Origin of the sequence: Streptomyces sp. NPDC101237 (genome assembly GCF_044767465.1) — a bacterium.
Classification (GTDB): domain Bacteria; phylum Actinomycetota; class Actinomycetes; order Streptomycetales; family Streptomycetaceae; genus Streptomyces; species Streptomyces gramineus.
Genome location: NZ_JBIWNY010000011.1, coordinates 207,928 through 222,031 on the forward strand (window position 1 = coordinate 207,928; position 14,104 = coordinate 222,031).

Consider the following 14,104-nt stretch of genomic DNA (forward strand, 5'->3'; position numbering starts at 1 on the left):
GATCATTGTGTATCGCGCCCTGGGGAACTCCCGAACATTCTGCGGTAGTCCCGGTGGAACTGGGACGGACTTTCGTAGCCGACGCGGTGAGCGATCGCTATGACGCTGCCCGTGCGGGCCCGCAGAAGTGTACGAGCGGTTTGTAGACGTATCGTCTTCTGAAACTGGATCGGTGTGGCCGCCGTCGCCGCGCGGAAGTGCCGGTGGAACGAGGACGTACTCATACCGGATACGCGTGCAAGGTCACTGACGCTCAGGGGTTCGTGATAATGCTGGCGGATCCAGCCGATGGCCCGGGCGATGTGTGCGATGCTGCTGTCGGCCAGGCCGATCTGCCGTATGACGCCGCCTTGGCTTCCGGTGATCAGCCGCCAGAGGATCTCGCGTTGGTATGCCGGGCCGAGAACTCGCAGGTCGTCGGGGCAGCGGGCGGCTCGCAGCAGTCGTGCGACGGGCTCGACCAGCTTTGGCGTGGCGTCCGCGACGAAGAATTCCCTCTCGGCGTGGGGCGGCCCCGCCTCGTCCGTCTCGAGCAGCAAGGACGCGATGGCCTGCGGCCGTAGGTCCATGATGAAGATCGCGAGCGGTTTGTCACGGTCTGCCTGGATCACCTGGCTGGTCGACGACAGGTCGAGCGAGGCGATCACGTACTTGCCGGCACCGTACTCGTACGGTTGGCCGTTGAACACCGTGCGCATGGTGCCTTGAGCCACGAGTGCCAGGGTGGGCCCGGACACGGGAGCGGCGACCGGGGAGGCTGGCTCGTTCACGACCGCAACGGCCACGCCGTCGACAACCGTGGCTCTGCGGCCGCCGTCCCCCACATGTTCAAGGATCAGCGTGCGCAGCTCCTGCAGAAGCTCCATCCTCGGTCTCCGAACGCGTCGAGGTTCCCGGTGCCGGAAGTTCTTCTTCCGCCCAGATGGTCTTGCCGTGGGAATGGTGGCGTGTGCCCCAGCGCCCGGCGAGCTGAGCGACGATGAACAGCCCCCGGCCGCTCTCGTCGAAGGTGCGGGCTCGCCGCAGATGCGGGGACGTACTGCTGCCGTCGGAGACCTCGCAGGTCAATCCGGTGCCGTGGCGGATCAGGCGCAGTCGGACAGGAGGGCGAGCATGGCGGATCGCGTTGGTGACGAGCTCGCTCGCGACGAGTTCCATGGCGGGTGCGGCCTCCTCAAGTCCCCATGTGGCGAGCTTCCCTGAGATGTGCCTACGAGCCTGTGAGACGGCCGCGAGATCGGCTGAGAGATCCCAGGCACCGACGTGGCTGCCGTCGAAGGTATGGGTGCGGGCCGCCAGGACGTCGGCGCGGACATGCCGCCTACCGGATACGAGGGCGTCGAGGGCCCGGCGGCACAGGGCGTCCAGGCCGCACCGAGATCCGGCAACGGCCTCGGGCAGCGCAGTCCCACTGGTCCAGGCTGCCAGTACGGGTGTCGCGGGGGTGTGCGCGTACAGCAGGAGCACACTGCCTTCGGGGAGTTCGATCTCGGTGGCCTCCGCGGGCGATCGGGCAAGCCCGAGCGGCAGGCCGACAGGAATCTCCACGGTGGTGGCCAGGCCGTCGGGCCCGATCACGGTCGGCGCGGGATAGCCGGCGCTGGCGACGGTGCAGCGTGCGGAGACGGGGTCGTAGACGGCATACAGGCAATGGGCGGTGGTCCCGGCTGCGCTCTCGTCGTGCCCGCCCACGTCGTGCTGGGGCCACAGCCGGGTCAGTACGCCCTCCAGGCGGGTGAGGAGTTCATCCGGTTGCAGGTCGATGTCGGCCAGGGTGCGTGTCGCCACGCGGAGTTCGGCGGCCATTCCGGACGTGTGACTCCCGTGGTCCGTGACGGACCCTGCGACCAGCGCGACCCGGGCGCCTGGCAGTGGTATGGCGTCGAGCCAATGGTCTTTGGGCACGGCTGCGCTGGTGTCCACCGTCCCGGAAACGGCAAGCTCCACCGCCGCGGGCCGCGGCAGCGGGGACGGTTGGTTCTGCGGCACCGAGAACGAAGGTGCGTCGCCGGGTGCGCCGTCTGCCGTGTCCCTCGCCCCCGCGGCGATTGCCGGACTGTCGCTCACCAGGGAATGTTCCGCCAGGGCGCAGAGGCGTTGCCGCCGCAGGCGGGTCCGGCAGATCACAAGGCTCAGGCCGAAGGACAGCGCCGCGGCGGAAATCACGACTGCACGGCCTCCTTCGGAGACACCGTGGATCGTCAAGCCGTAGACGGCCACACTGGCCACCAGGGTTGCGCCTCCGATGAAGAGGGCCCGGCGAACGGGGAGCAGGGCGGCGGCCACGACGGGGACCAGTACCGAGTAATCGGACCAGCGGACCGAGCCACTGGTGGAGACGGCCAGTTGGACCGCACACATGGCGCTCAGATAGATGACGAGCAGCGAGCTCGGCTGGCACAGCAGACGTCGTACAGCAGCCATTTTTGTCATTGTCCCTTCATGGTCGGCCTCTGGTGCAAGGCGCAGGGCCCTGTGGTCGGCGCCGGACAACCCATCGACGTGGATGCCTCTGACCCGGCTCATGTGGCGGCCTGCGGGGAACGGGGCAGGTGGGCAGGGCAGTGGACGGCCACCACGGCGAGGTCGTCGTCCAGGCGTTGACCCGCGTAGCTGTCGAGATCACGGCTGATGTGTTGCAGCAGGCTGTGCGGGCAGCACCAGGTCCACGTGCCGGCACGCTCGAGGACGGGTAGAAGGTCCCGGTGGCGTCGCGGGCCTCGACGAGGCCGTCGGTGTAGAGCAACTTCGCTCGTGTGCCCCCTGTGGGCAGAAGGCTGTCAGGGCCGGGCACTGAGACCTCGCGAGCAAAGATTGTCATGGGTGATCCTGCGGTCGATCTCGTGAGCGCCTACGATTCGGCGTGCCGCCGTCCCGTACGCGGGTGATTCGCCGGTCACCGGCTCAGGCTGCTCGAGACGCGACCTGCTGGGGACAGGGGAGAGGCGTCAGCGTTCTGCGCCCGGTCATGTGGGGCCCGCGCCGCGCGGCGGAGATCGTCCCTGCCCTTACTCTTTACTTGACGGTTTCTTGCCGTATAGCGGTAATTCATTTCCGCTATACGGATTCCAATGTGCGTCAGCCGCGGGACCGAGTCAAGCGGAGACGCCTCGCACAGGCATGACGAAATTCGAGCGGCAGCCGCAGCGGACGGACGTACGGGTCCGTCCGGCCGGACGGGCCGGGGCACGGATGGGACGGGTACGGCCAGGCCGAGCCGGCCGCCCGCCGCAGTGGAGGCTCCTACGTCACCACGCGGACCGGGTGCTCGACCTCGGCACGGTGGTCCATCAGCCAGGCCAGGTAGAACAGGCCCTGGTTGATGATGTCGGCGTCCGTGCCACGCTTGTACTCGACGATCACCGGCGAGCCGTTCTCGTCCAGTCCAAGCGAATCGATTCGGCCCCCGTGCACCGGCCCGGTGCCGTACTCACTCGCCAGGAACCGCACCCCCAGCAGCGTCTCCATGTGCGCCTCGACGAAACCCTGCACATCGGCCTCACACTCTGCAAGACGCGACATGACCTCGGCCATGCCGCCCTTCGTCGTGTCCGTGCGAAACGCGGCCTGGAAGTCCCCGGCCTTGAGTCCCGCGGCCTGCTCCAGGATCGGCAGCAGCAGTTCCTCGGTGGTGCCGGGATACGTCGTGGACTCCGGTACTCCTCAACGCCGAACAGGCCCCGATCGCCCGCGTGCGCCTCGTGGATCGGGTGCGTGCACATCATCACGCCCGACGCCTCGCAGGAGTGCGGGCGTTCCCCGGCGGCCGTACGGGAAGCGGCACCTGCCGGATGCTGATGAGCAGGGCACCGGCAGTGCCGATGCCGGGGACGGCCGAGCGGGGTGTCCGCCGGTGATGCCCGGATGTTCGGCGTACCTGCCTGGGAGCGGGTTCAGCGGGCCATCAGCAGATCGAGCTGGGTGCGGGCGAAGTCGTAGGTGGTCGGGTCCGTGTGGCCCCGGAACACCGTCTCGACGATCATGACGACGGCCAGATGCAGCGAGTACAGAAACCGGCGCTTGCGCTGCGAGGGGGACAGTTCGCCCAGGCCGTATCCGCTGACGAAGTCGGCTGGGTCGCCGAACGCGGGGAGGTCGATGCCGGTGAAACCCGCCTCCATCAGCGGGTCGCCCCACATCGCGCGTTCGTGGTCGAGGATGGAGACGATCCGCCCATTCCTGATCATCGAGTTCTTCGTCCACAGGTCGACCTCGACGAACCGCGGCTCGCCCACCTCGTCCAGAGCACTCGCGTTCTCCGCGAGGACCGCGCGGATCTCGTCGTAGTCCCGGCCGATGTCGACGCCCGCCCGCCGCCCGTCGGCGAGGGTGTCCTCCATCAGCAGGGTGAACGCCTCGCGCCATGTCGCCGAGCCCGTGCCCACCAGCGGTCCGAAGTGCGGGCCGGTGATCGAGTTCAGTTCCCGGTTGAGCGCGCCCAGCTGCCGCCCGCCCGCGACGACCACCTCGGCTGGCAGCCGCCCTTCCTCGACGGCGATGCCGAAGTTGTCCGCGTCCACGTACTCCATGAAGAAGTAGTCGGCCGCGACCAGTTCCCCGGTCAGGTCGGCGTGGTCGACCCGCGGCACCGGGACCGTCGTGCGCTCGCGCACCAGCGCCATCGCGGCCAGCTCCGTACGCATCATCCCCCGCTCGCGGGTCAGCACCGCGACATCCGAGGGGGGAGCGATCTTCAGCACCACCTGCCGCCCATCGCGCAGCCGGATCCGGTAGGCGACGTTGAACCAGCCGTGGGTGATCTCCTCCGCAAAGCCGTCGCCCTGGGGCACCTGCCCGCTGCCGTAGGCGCGCTCGATCATTGCGCGCAGCGTGCGCGCCGACTGCCGGTTCTTCGTGATGCTCTCCGTCACGGCTCCCACGCAAAGCTCCTTCGATCATGGCACCCCGGCAACGAGACCGCCCCCGACCTGCCCCATTCCCGGCGCTGCACAGCGTAGTGCGAAGCCGCCTCGTCGTAGTAGGGCACCGTTTGCATCGCCGATTGCCGGGCTCGCAGTCTCCCGGCCTCCGAATCCCCGGGCATCCAGGCACCCGGCTCACAGGACGGCTGCCGGTACGCACAGCCGGGGAATACGTGGTGGTGTCGGGGTGGCTGCCGATAACGGGGCGCCGTGCGGCAGGCGGGCGCGTGTCCGGTGAAAACGAGCTGCCGCGCGTCCGAGCAGGCGGCATGGAGCCGCAGCAACTGCCGCGACAGGGTCCCGGTCAGCGGTCCACGGCGGGCAGGTGGGGCCAGGCCAGTGTTGGGCATGATGCGCTCAACGCTCTGCTGCAGAGTGCTGCCGGCGCCGATGACGGTCTCGTCTTCACGGCGTCGGCGCAGCTCGGCGGAGAGCAGGCCCAGGGCAGAGCCGGACACGTCCAGCCCGGACGGGAGGACAAGCACGCGAGGCCTCTGGCAGGGCGAGGGAATCTCGGTCGTGAACCCGTCTACCAGAGGGCTCCACCACGTTGCCAACCCAACTGCCCGACATCAGGGACAGGTTGGAAAGGCCTCAGTATGCGTCAGCAGACTCGGCCACGGTGACGCGTCCTCCCTCGCGGCCTCAGCGCTCGTCCTGGCCGGCGTCTTCACTTCACGAGCGGAGCTCGGATACGGCAGTGCGAGCGATTTCAGCGGTGTCGTAATTGCCGTGCAGCTGACTTCCTTTGTAGCGATGCTTTTCGCGTGGTCCGTGAGACTTTCACGCAGGAGCCGCACCCTGTCCGCACTCTCCAATTTTCTGCCGATTCTCATTTTCTCCCTGCAGACGGGAGTCCTGCCTGGCGTCAGCGCACTCGGCGCGGGTCTGGCCCCAGGACTTCGGCGTAGTCACAGGGTGCCTGGTTCGTGATCGTGCGACGACGTCGAAGCCCTGCCGCGTGTGGGCTTGGGCCGGCTGCCGTTGATGAGTCGTATCGGGACCGGTACAAGTGACGAGTGACAGAACCTCTTGCTCCTCGCCCGGATGTCCGCGTCGCGTCGAAGCCGGGACGGTGGACTCGGCAGTCAGCGGGTGCGACGTTCGCCGCCGTCGCCGCATTCCTCATCACTCGCGACCTCACGTTTGAGTTCTTCAGACAGACGCTGCCCCGATGGGCGTACACCTCTACGTCCCTCGCGGGGCTTGCTGTGTCGGCTGTCGCCTACGGCCTTGCAGTGTTGTGGCTCAGGCGATTGCCCTAGTGCTCTGACCGGGAAAGTTCGCCGGGTTGGTGGTCGCAGCGGTTGGATGTCCGGTGACGTCCGTTCGTCCGATCGCTGGGGGTGTGGTGGCTGAGCCTGTCCGTGTGCGCAGGTTGACCGACCAGGAAGGGCAGAAGCTGCAGCAGATCGTGCGCCGTGGCAGCACCAGTTCCGTGCGCTACCGGCGCGCGATGATGCTGCTGGCCTCGGCCGGCGGGAACCGGGTCCCGGTGATTGCCCAGCTGGTGCAGGCCGACGAGGACACCGTCCGTGACGTGATCCACCGGTTCAACGAGATCGGCCTGGCCTGCCTGGACCCTCAGTGGGCGGGAGGCCGTCCCCGCCTGCTCAGTCCTGACGACGAGGACTTCGTCGTCGCGACGGCCACCACTCGCCCGACCAAGCTCGGCCAGCCCTTCACCCGCTGGTCCGTCCGCAAACTTGCCGCCCACCTGCGGCGCGTGCACGGTCGCGTGATCAGGATCGGCCGCGAGGCCCTACGGTGCCTGCTCGCCCGCCGTGGCATCACCTTCCAGCGCACCAAGACATGGAAGGAATCACCCGACCCCGAGCGTGACACCAAGCTCGACCGGATCGAGCACGTCCTGGAGCGTTTCCCGGACCGGGTGTTCGCGTTCGACGAGTTCGGCCCGCTCGGCATCCGCCCCACCGGCGGTTCCGGCTGGGGCCCTGCCGGTCATCCCGAGCGGCACCCCGCGACCTACCACCGCACCCACGGCGTCCGCTACTTCCACGGCTGCTACTCGATAGGCGACGACACCCTGTGGGGCGTCAACCGCTGCAAGAAGGGCGCCGCGAACGCCCTGGCCGCGCTGAGGTCGATCCGCGCGGCCCGCCCGGACGGCGCGCCGATCTACGTCATCTTGGACAACCTGTCCGCCCACAAGGGCGAGACGATCCGGCGCTGGGCCAGGAGGAACCGGGTCGAGCTGTGCTTCACGCCCACCTACGCGTCCTGGGCCAACCCGATCGAGGCCCACTTCGGACCTCTGCGGCAGTTCACCGTCGCCAACTCCAATCACCGCAGCCACCCCACCCAGACCCGGGCTTTGCACGCCTACCTGCGCTGGCGCAACAAGAACGCCCGACACCCCGACGTGCTGGCCGCCCAGCGCAAGGAGCGTGCCCGGATCCGCAGCGAGAAGGGCATCCGCTGAGGCGGACGCCCGCTCAGCACAGCATCCTGACCCACCTGGTGTTGCTATCGGGTTGGATCTCTAATCGTCGAACTCGAAGCCCGAAGTTTCCGCCCGGGTGATGATGTCGCGGACTGCCTCGGGGTTCGTGATGACTGATTCAACGGCCGTCTTGAGAAGCGCGCGGTCGCTCGGACTCCCGACCGCGCAGAACATGCCGGCCTCGCTGTCGAAGTCGAGGCGCTCGGCGATGTCCGGCCAGGCAAAGCGCACGAGACCTTCCCAGAAATATCCGTTCGGCTCGTGTTCTGCATCGACCACTGCGGCATCAGCAGCCAGGCCACCGACATCCAACGTCAGCGAGTGTTCGCCGTCGAAGTCATGAAGCTTGATGGTCACGGCCGCGATCCTCTCACGCCCGGCCCATGGGCCGTCCGCTCCCTCCTGAGGCTCATCCGCTCTCGACCCCGGTGAACCTTTCCGGTCAGAGCACTAGACGAGGAGTTCCGATGTCGGCCAGTGGTTGTAGATGATCAGTGAGCGGGTGGCAGTGGTTGACGGAGTCTGTGGGTGACGGCATGATGCCGAACTGCGTGGCCTACGCCGAACCTCCCGCGACCGTCCCCAGCACGGTCTCCCATCGGAGGCAAAGGGACTAGCGTCTCAGGTCGCTGTCGCAGCCCGATCGCCTAGGGCGAGGTTGCTGGGGAACGGTCGCTCAAGGCGTGGAAGGCCGCCGTGACAGCCCACAAAAACTTCAAGCGCCAGGTACGCGCCCGCGCCGCCAAGACCGGCGAGTCCTACACGTCTGCCCTCCGGCACTTCCGTCCGACTCCATCAGGAGACGTCATGTCGGAAGCAAGGAACCCCAAGAGCATGCGGCTTGCCGTCGCGCAGACCCCCGTCCGCGAGGACCCCCGAGATGTGGACGCGTTGCGTGAAAGCGGCCGTCAGGTCCGTGCTCTGATGCGCGAGGCGGGTGCTCAAGGCGCGAGGATCGCGCACTTCCCCGAAGGTGCGATCTGCCTTCCCCACAAGCTCGTCATGTCCGTCGACGGCCCGGACGCGGTCGGCCCGGCGGACTGGAATCGGTGCCAGTGGCCGGTTCTGCGAGCAGAGCTGGCTGCGATCACCCAGCTGGCAGGCGAGTTGCGGCTGTGGACGGTGGTTGCCTCCGTGCACCGCTTGACCGAGCCGAACCGCCCGCACAACAGCCTCTACGTCATCTCCGATCGCGGCGAGGTCGTCACGCGTTACGACGAGCGGCTCCTGTCGAACACGAAGGTCTCGTACATGTACTCGCCAGGCATCTCGCCGGTGACCTTCGACGTCGACGGGGTGCGTTTCGGCTGCCTGCTCGGCATGGAGATCCACTACCCGGAGTTGTTCGCCGAGTACGAGGGCCTGGACGTCGACTGTGTTCTGTTCTCGACGACCGGCGTCTCCCCGGGCAACGCCGCCGCCCAGGCCCAAGGCCACGCCGCAGCCAACAGCTACTGGGTCAGCTTCTCGGTGCCGACGCAACACAGCGCCACCGCACCGTCCGGAGTCGTCGCCCCGGGCGGAGATTGGCTTGAGCGGTGCCCCGCGGATGGTTCGCCGTCGGTGGCGGTCGTGGATCTCGACGACGGCTCCGAGGTCGCCGCCGAAGCAATGGCTTACGCGCGTCCCTGGCGTCGCAAGTCGCGCGCGGGCGTGTACGCAGGGCACCAGGTGATCGACCCGCGCAGCGAAGACCGCACTGCGGCCTTCTAAAAGGAGCACGTCCGATGCGATGAGTGGTCGTAGGCGATCAGTGAGCGGGTGACCGGTGCGCCGATCCGGTTGTTGTGCCAGATGCCGACGGCCATCGCGAAGACCCGCTGGGCCACTCGGACGGCCACGCCCTCGAAGGTCCGTCCGCCGTGTCGTTCCAGGTCGAGCTGCCCTTTGAGGGTGTCATTGACCCACTCGATCAGCTGGCGGACCTTCTTGGGGCCTGCAGAAGAACAACACGTCGGTTCCGGTTCTGGAGCGCGCCGTTGTGGTGACGGATGCCAGACCTGCAGCTCACGGCGGTCCGTACCCAGTGGCGGATCGAGGCGACGGCGAACGCCGTGGTGTCCTGATCGGTGCCGATCGAGACCCAGCCGGAGTGCGCTGTCGTGTAAGAGATCCCGTACGGGTTCGCCTTCTGTGCCTGGCCAGGGAAGTCGTGTGTCTTGAGCCGAACGGGCTGCTGGCGGCCGCGCACCGCATCGCCGTCGACGACGACCGCCAGGACGCCGGGCGCCGTCACGGCGTGGGCCGAAAGGCCTCGACCACTGGCGGCGTCTGGGGCAGGCCGCCCGCGATCAGGTCGTCCTGGCTGCGGGCGGCATCGAGTCGTACCTCACGGTCGATGACTTCGCGTTACTGGGTGGAGCGTTCAGCCAGTCGCCGTCCGAGTGCGAGAACCACCGTTTTGAGAGCTTCCGGCTGTTGGATGATGAAGGGCCGGTCCAGCATGGCGAGTGTGCCGGCGACCCACTCGAGCCTTTCAGCCCGCAGAAACACCTGTAGCCAGTCATGACCGTCCGCAGCATCGGGAGGAGACGCCGGCGCAACTGACCCGAGTGTTTCCGGAATCCAACGCCGTACATAGGCCGGATCAGCGCGGATGAGCACGGAGACGTCGTATCGCGAAGGTGCCGCCGACAGTGGTCCCAGCACCTGGGCCACTGGGTCGATGTTCGCGGGCGCTTCGAAGGTGCCCGGCAGAAGCCGCAGATCGGCCATCCTGTTCAGGCGGTAGGTACGCTGCGCCTGGCGGTCGGTGTCGAAGCCGGTGAGGTAGAGCAGGTTTCGGTACGCCACGATGCCGTGCGGCTGTACGTGCCGCGTAGCCGCATGCCCCTGACGCGGCCGGTAGGCGAACGCAACCGGGCGCTGGTCCCGTGCTGCCTCAGCCAGACCGAGCAGCGTCTGAGCACCTACGTCAGCACCAGGACGAGCTTCGGCGTCGTCGTGGTCTTCCGCGCCCGGGTGTCGCTCACCGGTGAAGTCGACTGCCCGGAATACCGCGTCGATGCGGTGGGCGAGCGCGGCAGGCAGCACTCGGCGCACCTTCGCCGTGGCCGTCTCCATCACCAGCGGGGTTACCGGACCGCTGGGCGCATGTTGGTTGACGAGCAACGCCCACACCACGGCAAGGCCTTCCTCGTCGTTGAGCATCAGCGGCGGCATGCGGTAGTGACGGGCCAGACGGTAGCCGCCGTACCGACCGCGAACCCCGTCCACTGGAATGTCCATCTCACGTAGCTGCTCGACATAGCGACGCACGGTGCGCTGATCGACTTCGAGGCGCTCGGCGAGGTCCCCGACAGTGCGGGTTCCTCCCGTCTGCAACAACTCCAGCAAGGCAAGAACGCGTGCGGTTGGTCGGGTCATACCTGCGATGATGCGGCATTTCCGGGCGGAATATGACCTGTATTAATTCTAAGGTGACCACATGACCGCCTCAGCAGCAGTGCAGCTCGCCTCCGTCCGTCTCATCACCGATGACATTCCGCGGCTCGTCCGCTTCTACAGGACTCTCACCGGTGCGACCCCGCAGTACCTCACCGAGGATTTCGTCGAACTGGTGACCCCCTCAGCCACCGCCGCTGTCAGCGGCTCCGCCCGCGTCGCTTTCATCACCACCAACACGCCCCGTGGGGGCGCAAACAACAGTGCGATCGTCGAGTTCCTCGTCGACGACACCAACGCCGTATACGAGAGACTTGCGACCGAATTCGGCGACGATCTTGATGTCGTTCAGCCTCCGACCATGATGCCGTGGGGTAATCTGTCGGCTCTTGTCCGCGACCCCGACGGATCCCTCGTCAACCTCTACACACCAGTCACACCCGAGGCATGGCAGCTTCAGCGCAACCGGACACCGAAGCCACCGCACGCAGGCCTGTAAAGCGAGCGGTGTAAAAGAGCGTTTTGTCGCGGCGAGGTTGCTTGGTGGCGCTTCGAAGGGCGAGTGAGTCTGTGAGCTCTTGCCGGAGATGTTCACCGGCCAGGGCGTATCCGATGAAGACGAGTCCGCTGTCCGTCCGGCCCGATCCTGCGGCCTGACGCTCTTCCTGCTGGTGTTCCTGGTGGTCCTTGAGCGGGCGGATGCACTCTGCGGGGAGGGCGATGCGGCGTTCGGAAGCGCGGGTCTTGGTGTGCAGGGTGGTCAGGCCGCTGGTGCTGGTGCGCTGGAGAGAGCGGTGGATGCTGGCCGTGCCGGCGTCGAGGCCGAGGTCTTCCCAGCGCAGGCCGAGGAGGTAGACCTTGCAGGACTTCGTGTACGTATGGCATCCCGCCGTCACTGCACCGGACGGATCAACCTCGTTCACCGGGTCCCGGTTCGCGTAGTCGTAGGCGTTTGCGCTGCCTCCTGCGACCGGGTCCGTTTGACTGAAGCGCCCCGTCGACGGGTTGTGCATACGTGCGCCCATCTGGATCTGACCACCGAGAGCTGACGCGGATCGCTGCAGGCCGCCCAGCCAGCCGTAGACGGGGTTTGCGCCTGCTTCCGGGGCGCCGAATTCGGTGTAGGCGAACGTGCTGGTGACGCTGCTGGTGGTCGTGCCCGTCTGTGGTTACCAAGAGCGGTACCAGATGACCATGGATTACTACGGCGCGACTTACGGCCCGGTACCCGCACGCTACAGTCCCATCCGGCGTGCGTCCTGCACCAACTCCCACTGTCGCTTCCACTTCCGCTGGGCGGGCGGGAAGTTTGACCCGTCAGGGGCCGTTCGGGGTGTTGCTGTCACGGCAGCGCCCCGAACGGCCCGACACCACCACAAGATCCAGACAATCAACGGGTGAAAATTGAGAACCAGGCAGTTCGGATTCATCGTCGCACTTGCTGTCACTCTTCTCGCCGCGTCCATCGGCTACCAGCGCAACGGCGGTCACCCAAGCATTCCCTGGGCGCTCTCAGGAGCCGTCTCGGGAACCGTGATAGCCGTCGCGATTCGCCTGATTCGAGGCGAATGAAAGGAGCGCCGCGGAGCTACTCGGGTTGAACGCGTAGCCCTGGGGACGACCGGCTGTGGCGCCGCATCGCCTTGTTCACCGCCAGGATCTGATGCGCCCGGGGTGCTGCCATGGAGGAGACCTCCGCGCTGGCCTATCCGCCACTGATGCCCTGGGCGATGGTGTCCTTCACATGCTCGGTCCACTTCGTGATGAATACCTCGAGTTCGGAGGGCGGCAGGAGCGGGATGCCGACGCTGTTGGCGCGAGCGGGGTCGGCGGGCAGATCGGCGGGGGTGGACAGCGTGACGTCCGGGGCGAACAGGGCCAGGACGTCGGGTTGGTGCTCGCTGTCTCACAACTCCGGCCCCTCAACATGTTGTTGAGGGGCCGGACCTCGTGGCGCGGGCCGGATTTGAACCAGCGACCTCTGGGTTATGAGCCCAGCGAGCTACCGAGCTGCTCCACCGCGCGTCGATGTGTGCCCAACGTACGCCATGCCGGGTGCACCAAGCTGGGATTTACCGGGTTCCAGGATCCGCGACTTCGTTAGCAATGAAGGCGGTTCGTTAGCAGTGGATTATGAAATCCGCGATCTGGTTGGCAATGGCTACGGTCAGTGGCGATCTCCGTCGGGTAAGCCACTCGTCTCCTCTCCCTCCTCGACGACCACGACAACCACCGCGCGGGAATACCCAGTTGCTCCCGTCGGAACACCGCTGACAGGGTCTCGACCATGGCTACCTTCTCCGCGCACGACGGAACCCAGCTCGCCTACCACGTGTGCGGAGACGGCCCCCCAGTGGTCTGCCTGCCCGGAGGCCCGACGGACTCCGCATACCTCGGCGACCTCGGCGGCCTCTCCGCGCACCGGCAGTTGATCAGGCTGGATCTCCGCGGCACCGGCGAGTCCGCGACTCCCGAGGACACCGCCTCCTACCGCTGCGACCGACTCGTCGACGACGTCGAAGCCCTGCGCGAGCACCTCGGCCTCGACCGGATGGACCTGCTCGCGCACTGCGCCGGCGCCAACCTGGCCGCGCTCTATGTGAGCCGTCACCCGAAAAACGTCAACAAGCTCGCGCTGATCACGCCGAGCGTCCGGGCCGTCGGCCTCGACATCGCAGGAGACCTCCGGATGGAGACTGCACAGCTCCGCCGGAACGAACCGTGGTTCCCGGAGGCGTTCACGGCCCTGGAGGCTATCGTGGCGGGCAAGGCCACCGCCGACAGCTGGAATGCCATCGCACCGTTTTCCTACGGCCGCTGGGACGAAGCGGCTCAGGCGCATCAGGTCGCCGGGGACGAACGGATGAACCCGGAGATCGCCGCCGCCTTCGGCTCCGAAGGCGCTTTCGACCCGGACGCCACCCGGACCGCACTCGCCCGGTTCACCCCGCCGGTCCTCCTCCTCGCCGGGGAAGCCGACCTGGGAGCTCCTCCTCGTACCATGGCCGAGTTCGCGGACCTCTTCCCGAACGCCGAACTCGTCGTCCAGCCCGGCGCCGGACACTACCCGTGGCTCGACGACGCCAGCCAGTTCGTGGCGACCAGTGCAGAGTTCCTGGGACACACCACCGCCCCGGCGTCATAACCCCAGCCGTTGAAGTTCCCCCGACGAAACCAGGCGGCACAACGGAAAGTAACCGCCCTCGCCGACCACCAGTGACCGAATTGCTCACCACGCCCCGACGAGGCCAGTGCCCACGACACCCGGATTCCGGACGAGATCCGGCGCAGGCGGCGCCGTGCGGTCCTGCTTCGTCAGCGACCGCGACTTCCC

Annotated in this window: 10 protein-coding genes, 1 tRNA gene and 4 pseudogenes; 4 read left to right on the forward strand and 11 right to left on the reverse strand. The window is 67.2% G+C overall.

Annotated features, from left to right (window positions below):
- Window positions 1-2: 2 nt before the first annotated feature.
- The 4 genes and pseudogenes from ACIRQ9_RS19330 to ACIRQ9_RS19345 form a co-directional block, all read right to left on the reverse strand.
- The gene (locus ACIRQ9_RS19330) at window positions 3-866 is read right to left on the reverse strand and encodes an AraC family transcriptional regulator N-terminal domain-containing protein (RefSeq protein WP_404174387.1); all 864 of its coding nucleotides are present in this window, start codon (window positions 864-866) and stop codon (window positions 3-5) included.
- Window positions 829-2,424, reverse strand: coding sequence for a SpoIIE family protein phosphatase (locus ACIRQ9_RS19335; protein ID WP_404174390.1), 1,596 nt, complete (start codon window positions 2,422-2,424; stop codon window positions 829-831). Before ACIRQ9_RS19335 ends, ACIRQ9_RS19330 begins: the two co-directional genes overlap by 38 nt.
- Before the next feature lie 831 nt (window positions 2,425-3,255).
- Window positions 3,256-3,534 (reverse strand): annotated as a pseudogene (locus tag ACIRQ9_RS19340) (endonuclease NucS domain-containing protein); the annotation flags it as partial.
- Window positions 3,535-3,893: 359 nt separating this feature from the next.
- Window positions 3,894-4,880: a phosphotransferase family protein gene (locus tag ACIRQ9_RS19345; protein WP_404174393.1), complete on the reverse strand. Its 987-nt coding sequence runs from the start codon at window positions 4,878-4,880 to the stop codon at window positions 3,894-3,896.
- A gap of 1,393 nt (window positions 4,881-6,273) precedes the next feature.
- Here ACIRQ9_RS19345 and ACIRQ9_RS19350 point away from each other — a divergent pair.
- Entirely contained in the window at window positions 6,274-7,365 is a 1,092-nt protein-coding gene (locus ACIRQ9_RS19350) for an IS630 family transposase (protein WP_404174396.1), read from the forward strand.
- Between the two features lie 60 nt (window positions 7,366-7,425).
- Here ACIRQ9_RS19350 and ACIRQ9_RS19355 read toward each other — a convergent pair whose 3' ends face one another.
- Window positions 7,426-7,743, reverse strand: coding sequence for an Imm51 family immunity protein (locus ACIRQ9_RS19355; RefSeq protein WP_404174399.1), 318 nt, complete (start codon window positions 7,741-7,743; stop codon window positions 7,426-7,428).
- Between the two features lie 450 nt (window positions 7,744-8,193).
- On the opposite strand from ACIRQ9_RS19355, the gene ACIRQ9_RS19360 reads away from it, so the two are divergent.
- Complete coding sequence (locus tag ACIRQ9_RS19360) at window positions 8,194-9,099, forward strand: carbon-nitrogen hydrolase family protein (RefSeq protein WP_404174402.1); 906 nt, start codon at window positions 8,194-8,196, stop codon at window positions 9,097-9,099.
- Here the strand turns inward: ACIRQ9_RS19360 and ACIRQ9_RS19365 are convergent.
- The 3 genes and pseudogenes from ACIRQ9_RS19365 to ACIRQ9_RS19375 all read right to left on the reverse strand — a co-directional run bounded on the left by ACIRQ9_RS19365 (window position 9,096) and on the right by ACIRQ9_RS19375 (window position 10,752).
- Window positions 9,096-9,227, reverse strand: a complete 132-nt coding sequence (locus tag ACIRQ9_RS19365) for a hypothetical protein (RefSeq protein WP_404174405.1) — start codon at window positions 9,225-9,227, stop codon at window positions 9,096-9,098. The two genes, ACIRQ9_RS19360 and ACIRQ9_RS19365, sit on opposite strands and share 4 nt — an antisense overlap.
- 182 nt (window positions 9,228-9,409) lie before the next feature.
- A pseudogene (locus tag ACIRQ9_RS19370) lies at window positions 9,410-9,580 on the reverse strand (ISAzo13 family transposase); the annotation flags it as partial.
- A gap of 155 nt (window positions 9,581-9,735) precedes the next feature.
- Window positions 9,736-10,752 (reverse strand): helix-turn-helix transcriptional regulator, encoded by a 1,017-nt coding sequence (locus tag ACIRQ9_RS19375; protein ID WP_404174408.1) that lies wholly within the window; start codon window positions 10,750-10,752, stop codon window positions 9,736-9,738.
- A gap of 61 nt (window positions 10,753-10,813) precedes the next feature.
- Between ACIRQ9_RS19375 and ACIRQ9_RS19380 the strand changes: the two genes are divergently transcribed.
- Entirely contained in the window at window positions 10,814-11,269 is a 456-nt protein-coding gene (locus ACIRQ9_RS19380; RefSeq protein WP_404174411.1) for a VOC family protein, read from the forward strand.
- A gap of 115 nt (window positions 11,270-11,384) precedes the next feature.
- Here ACIRQ9_RS19380 and ACIRQ9_RS19385 read toward each other — a convergent pair.
- The 3 genes and pseudogenes from ACIRQ9_RS19385 to ACIRQ9_RS19395 all read right to left on the reverse strand — a co-directional run.
- Window positions 11,385-11,621 (reverse strand): annotated as a pseudogene (locus tag ACIRQ9_RS19385) (site-specific integrase); the annotation flags it as partial.
- A 60-nt stretch (window positions 11,622-11,681) separates the two neighbouring features.
- Window positions 11,682-11,882, reverse strand: a pseudogene (locus ACIRQ9_RS19390) (RHS repeat-associated core domain-containing protein); the annotation flags it as partial.
- Between the two features lie 839 nt (window positions 11,883-12,721).
- Window positions 12,722-12,795 (reverse strand) — tRNA-Met (locus ACIRQ9_RS19395).
- A gap of 262 nt (window positions 12,796-13,057) precedes the next feature.
- Here ACIRQ9_RS19395 and ACIRQ9_RS19400 point away from each other — a divergent pair.
- Entirely contained in the window at window positions 13,058-13,915 is an 858-nt protein-coding gene (locus tag ACIRQ9_RS19400) for an alpha/beta fold hydrolase (protein WP_404174414.1), read from the forward strand.
- Window positions 13,916-14,104: the final 189 nt, after the last annotated feature.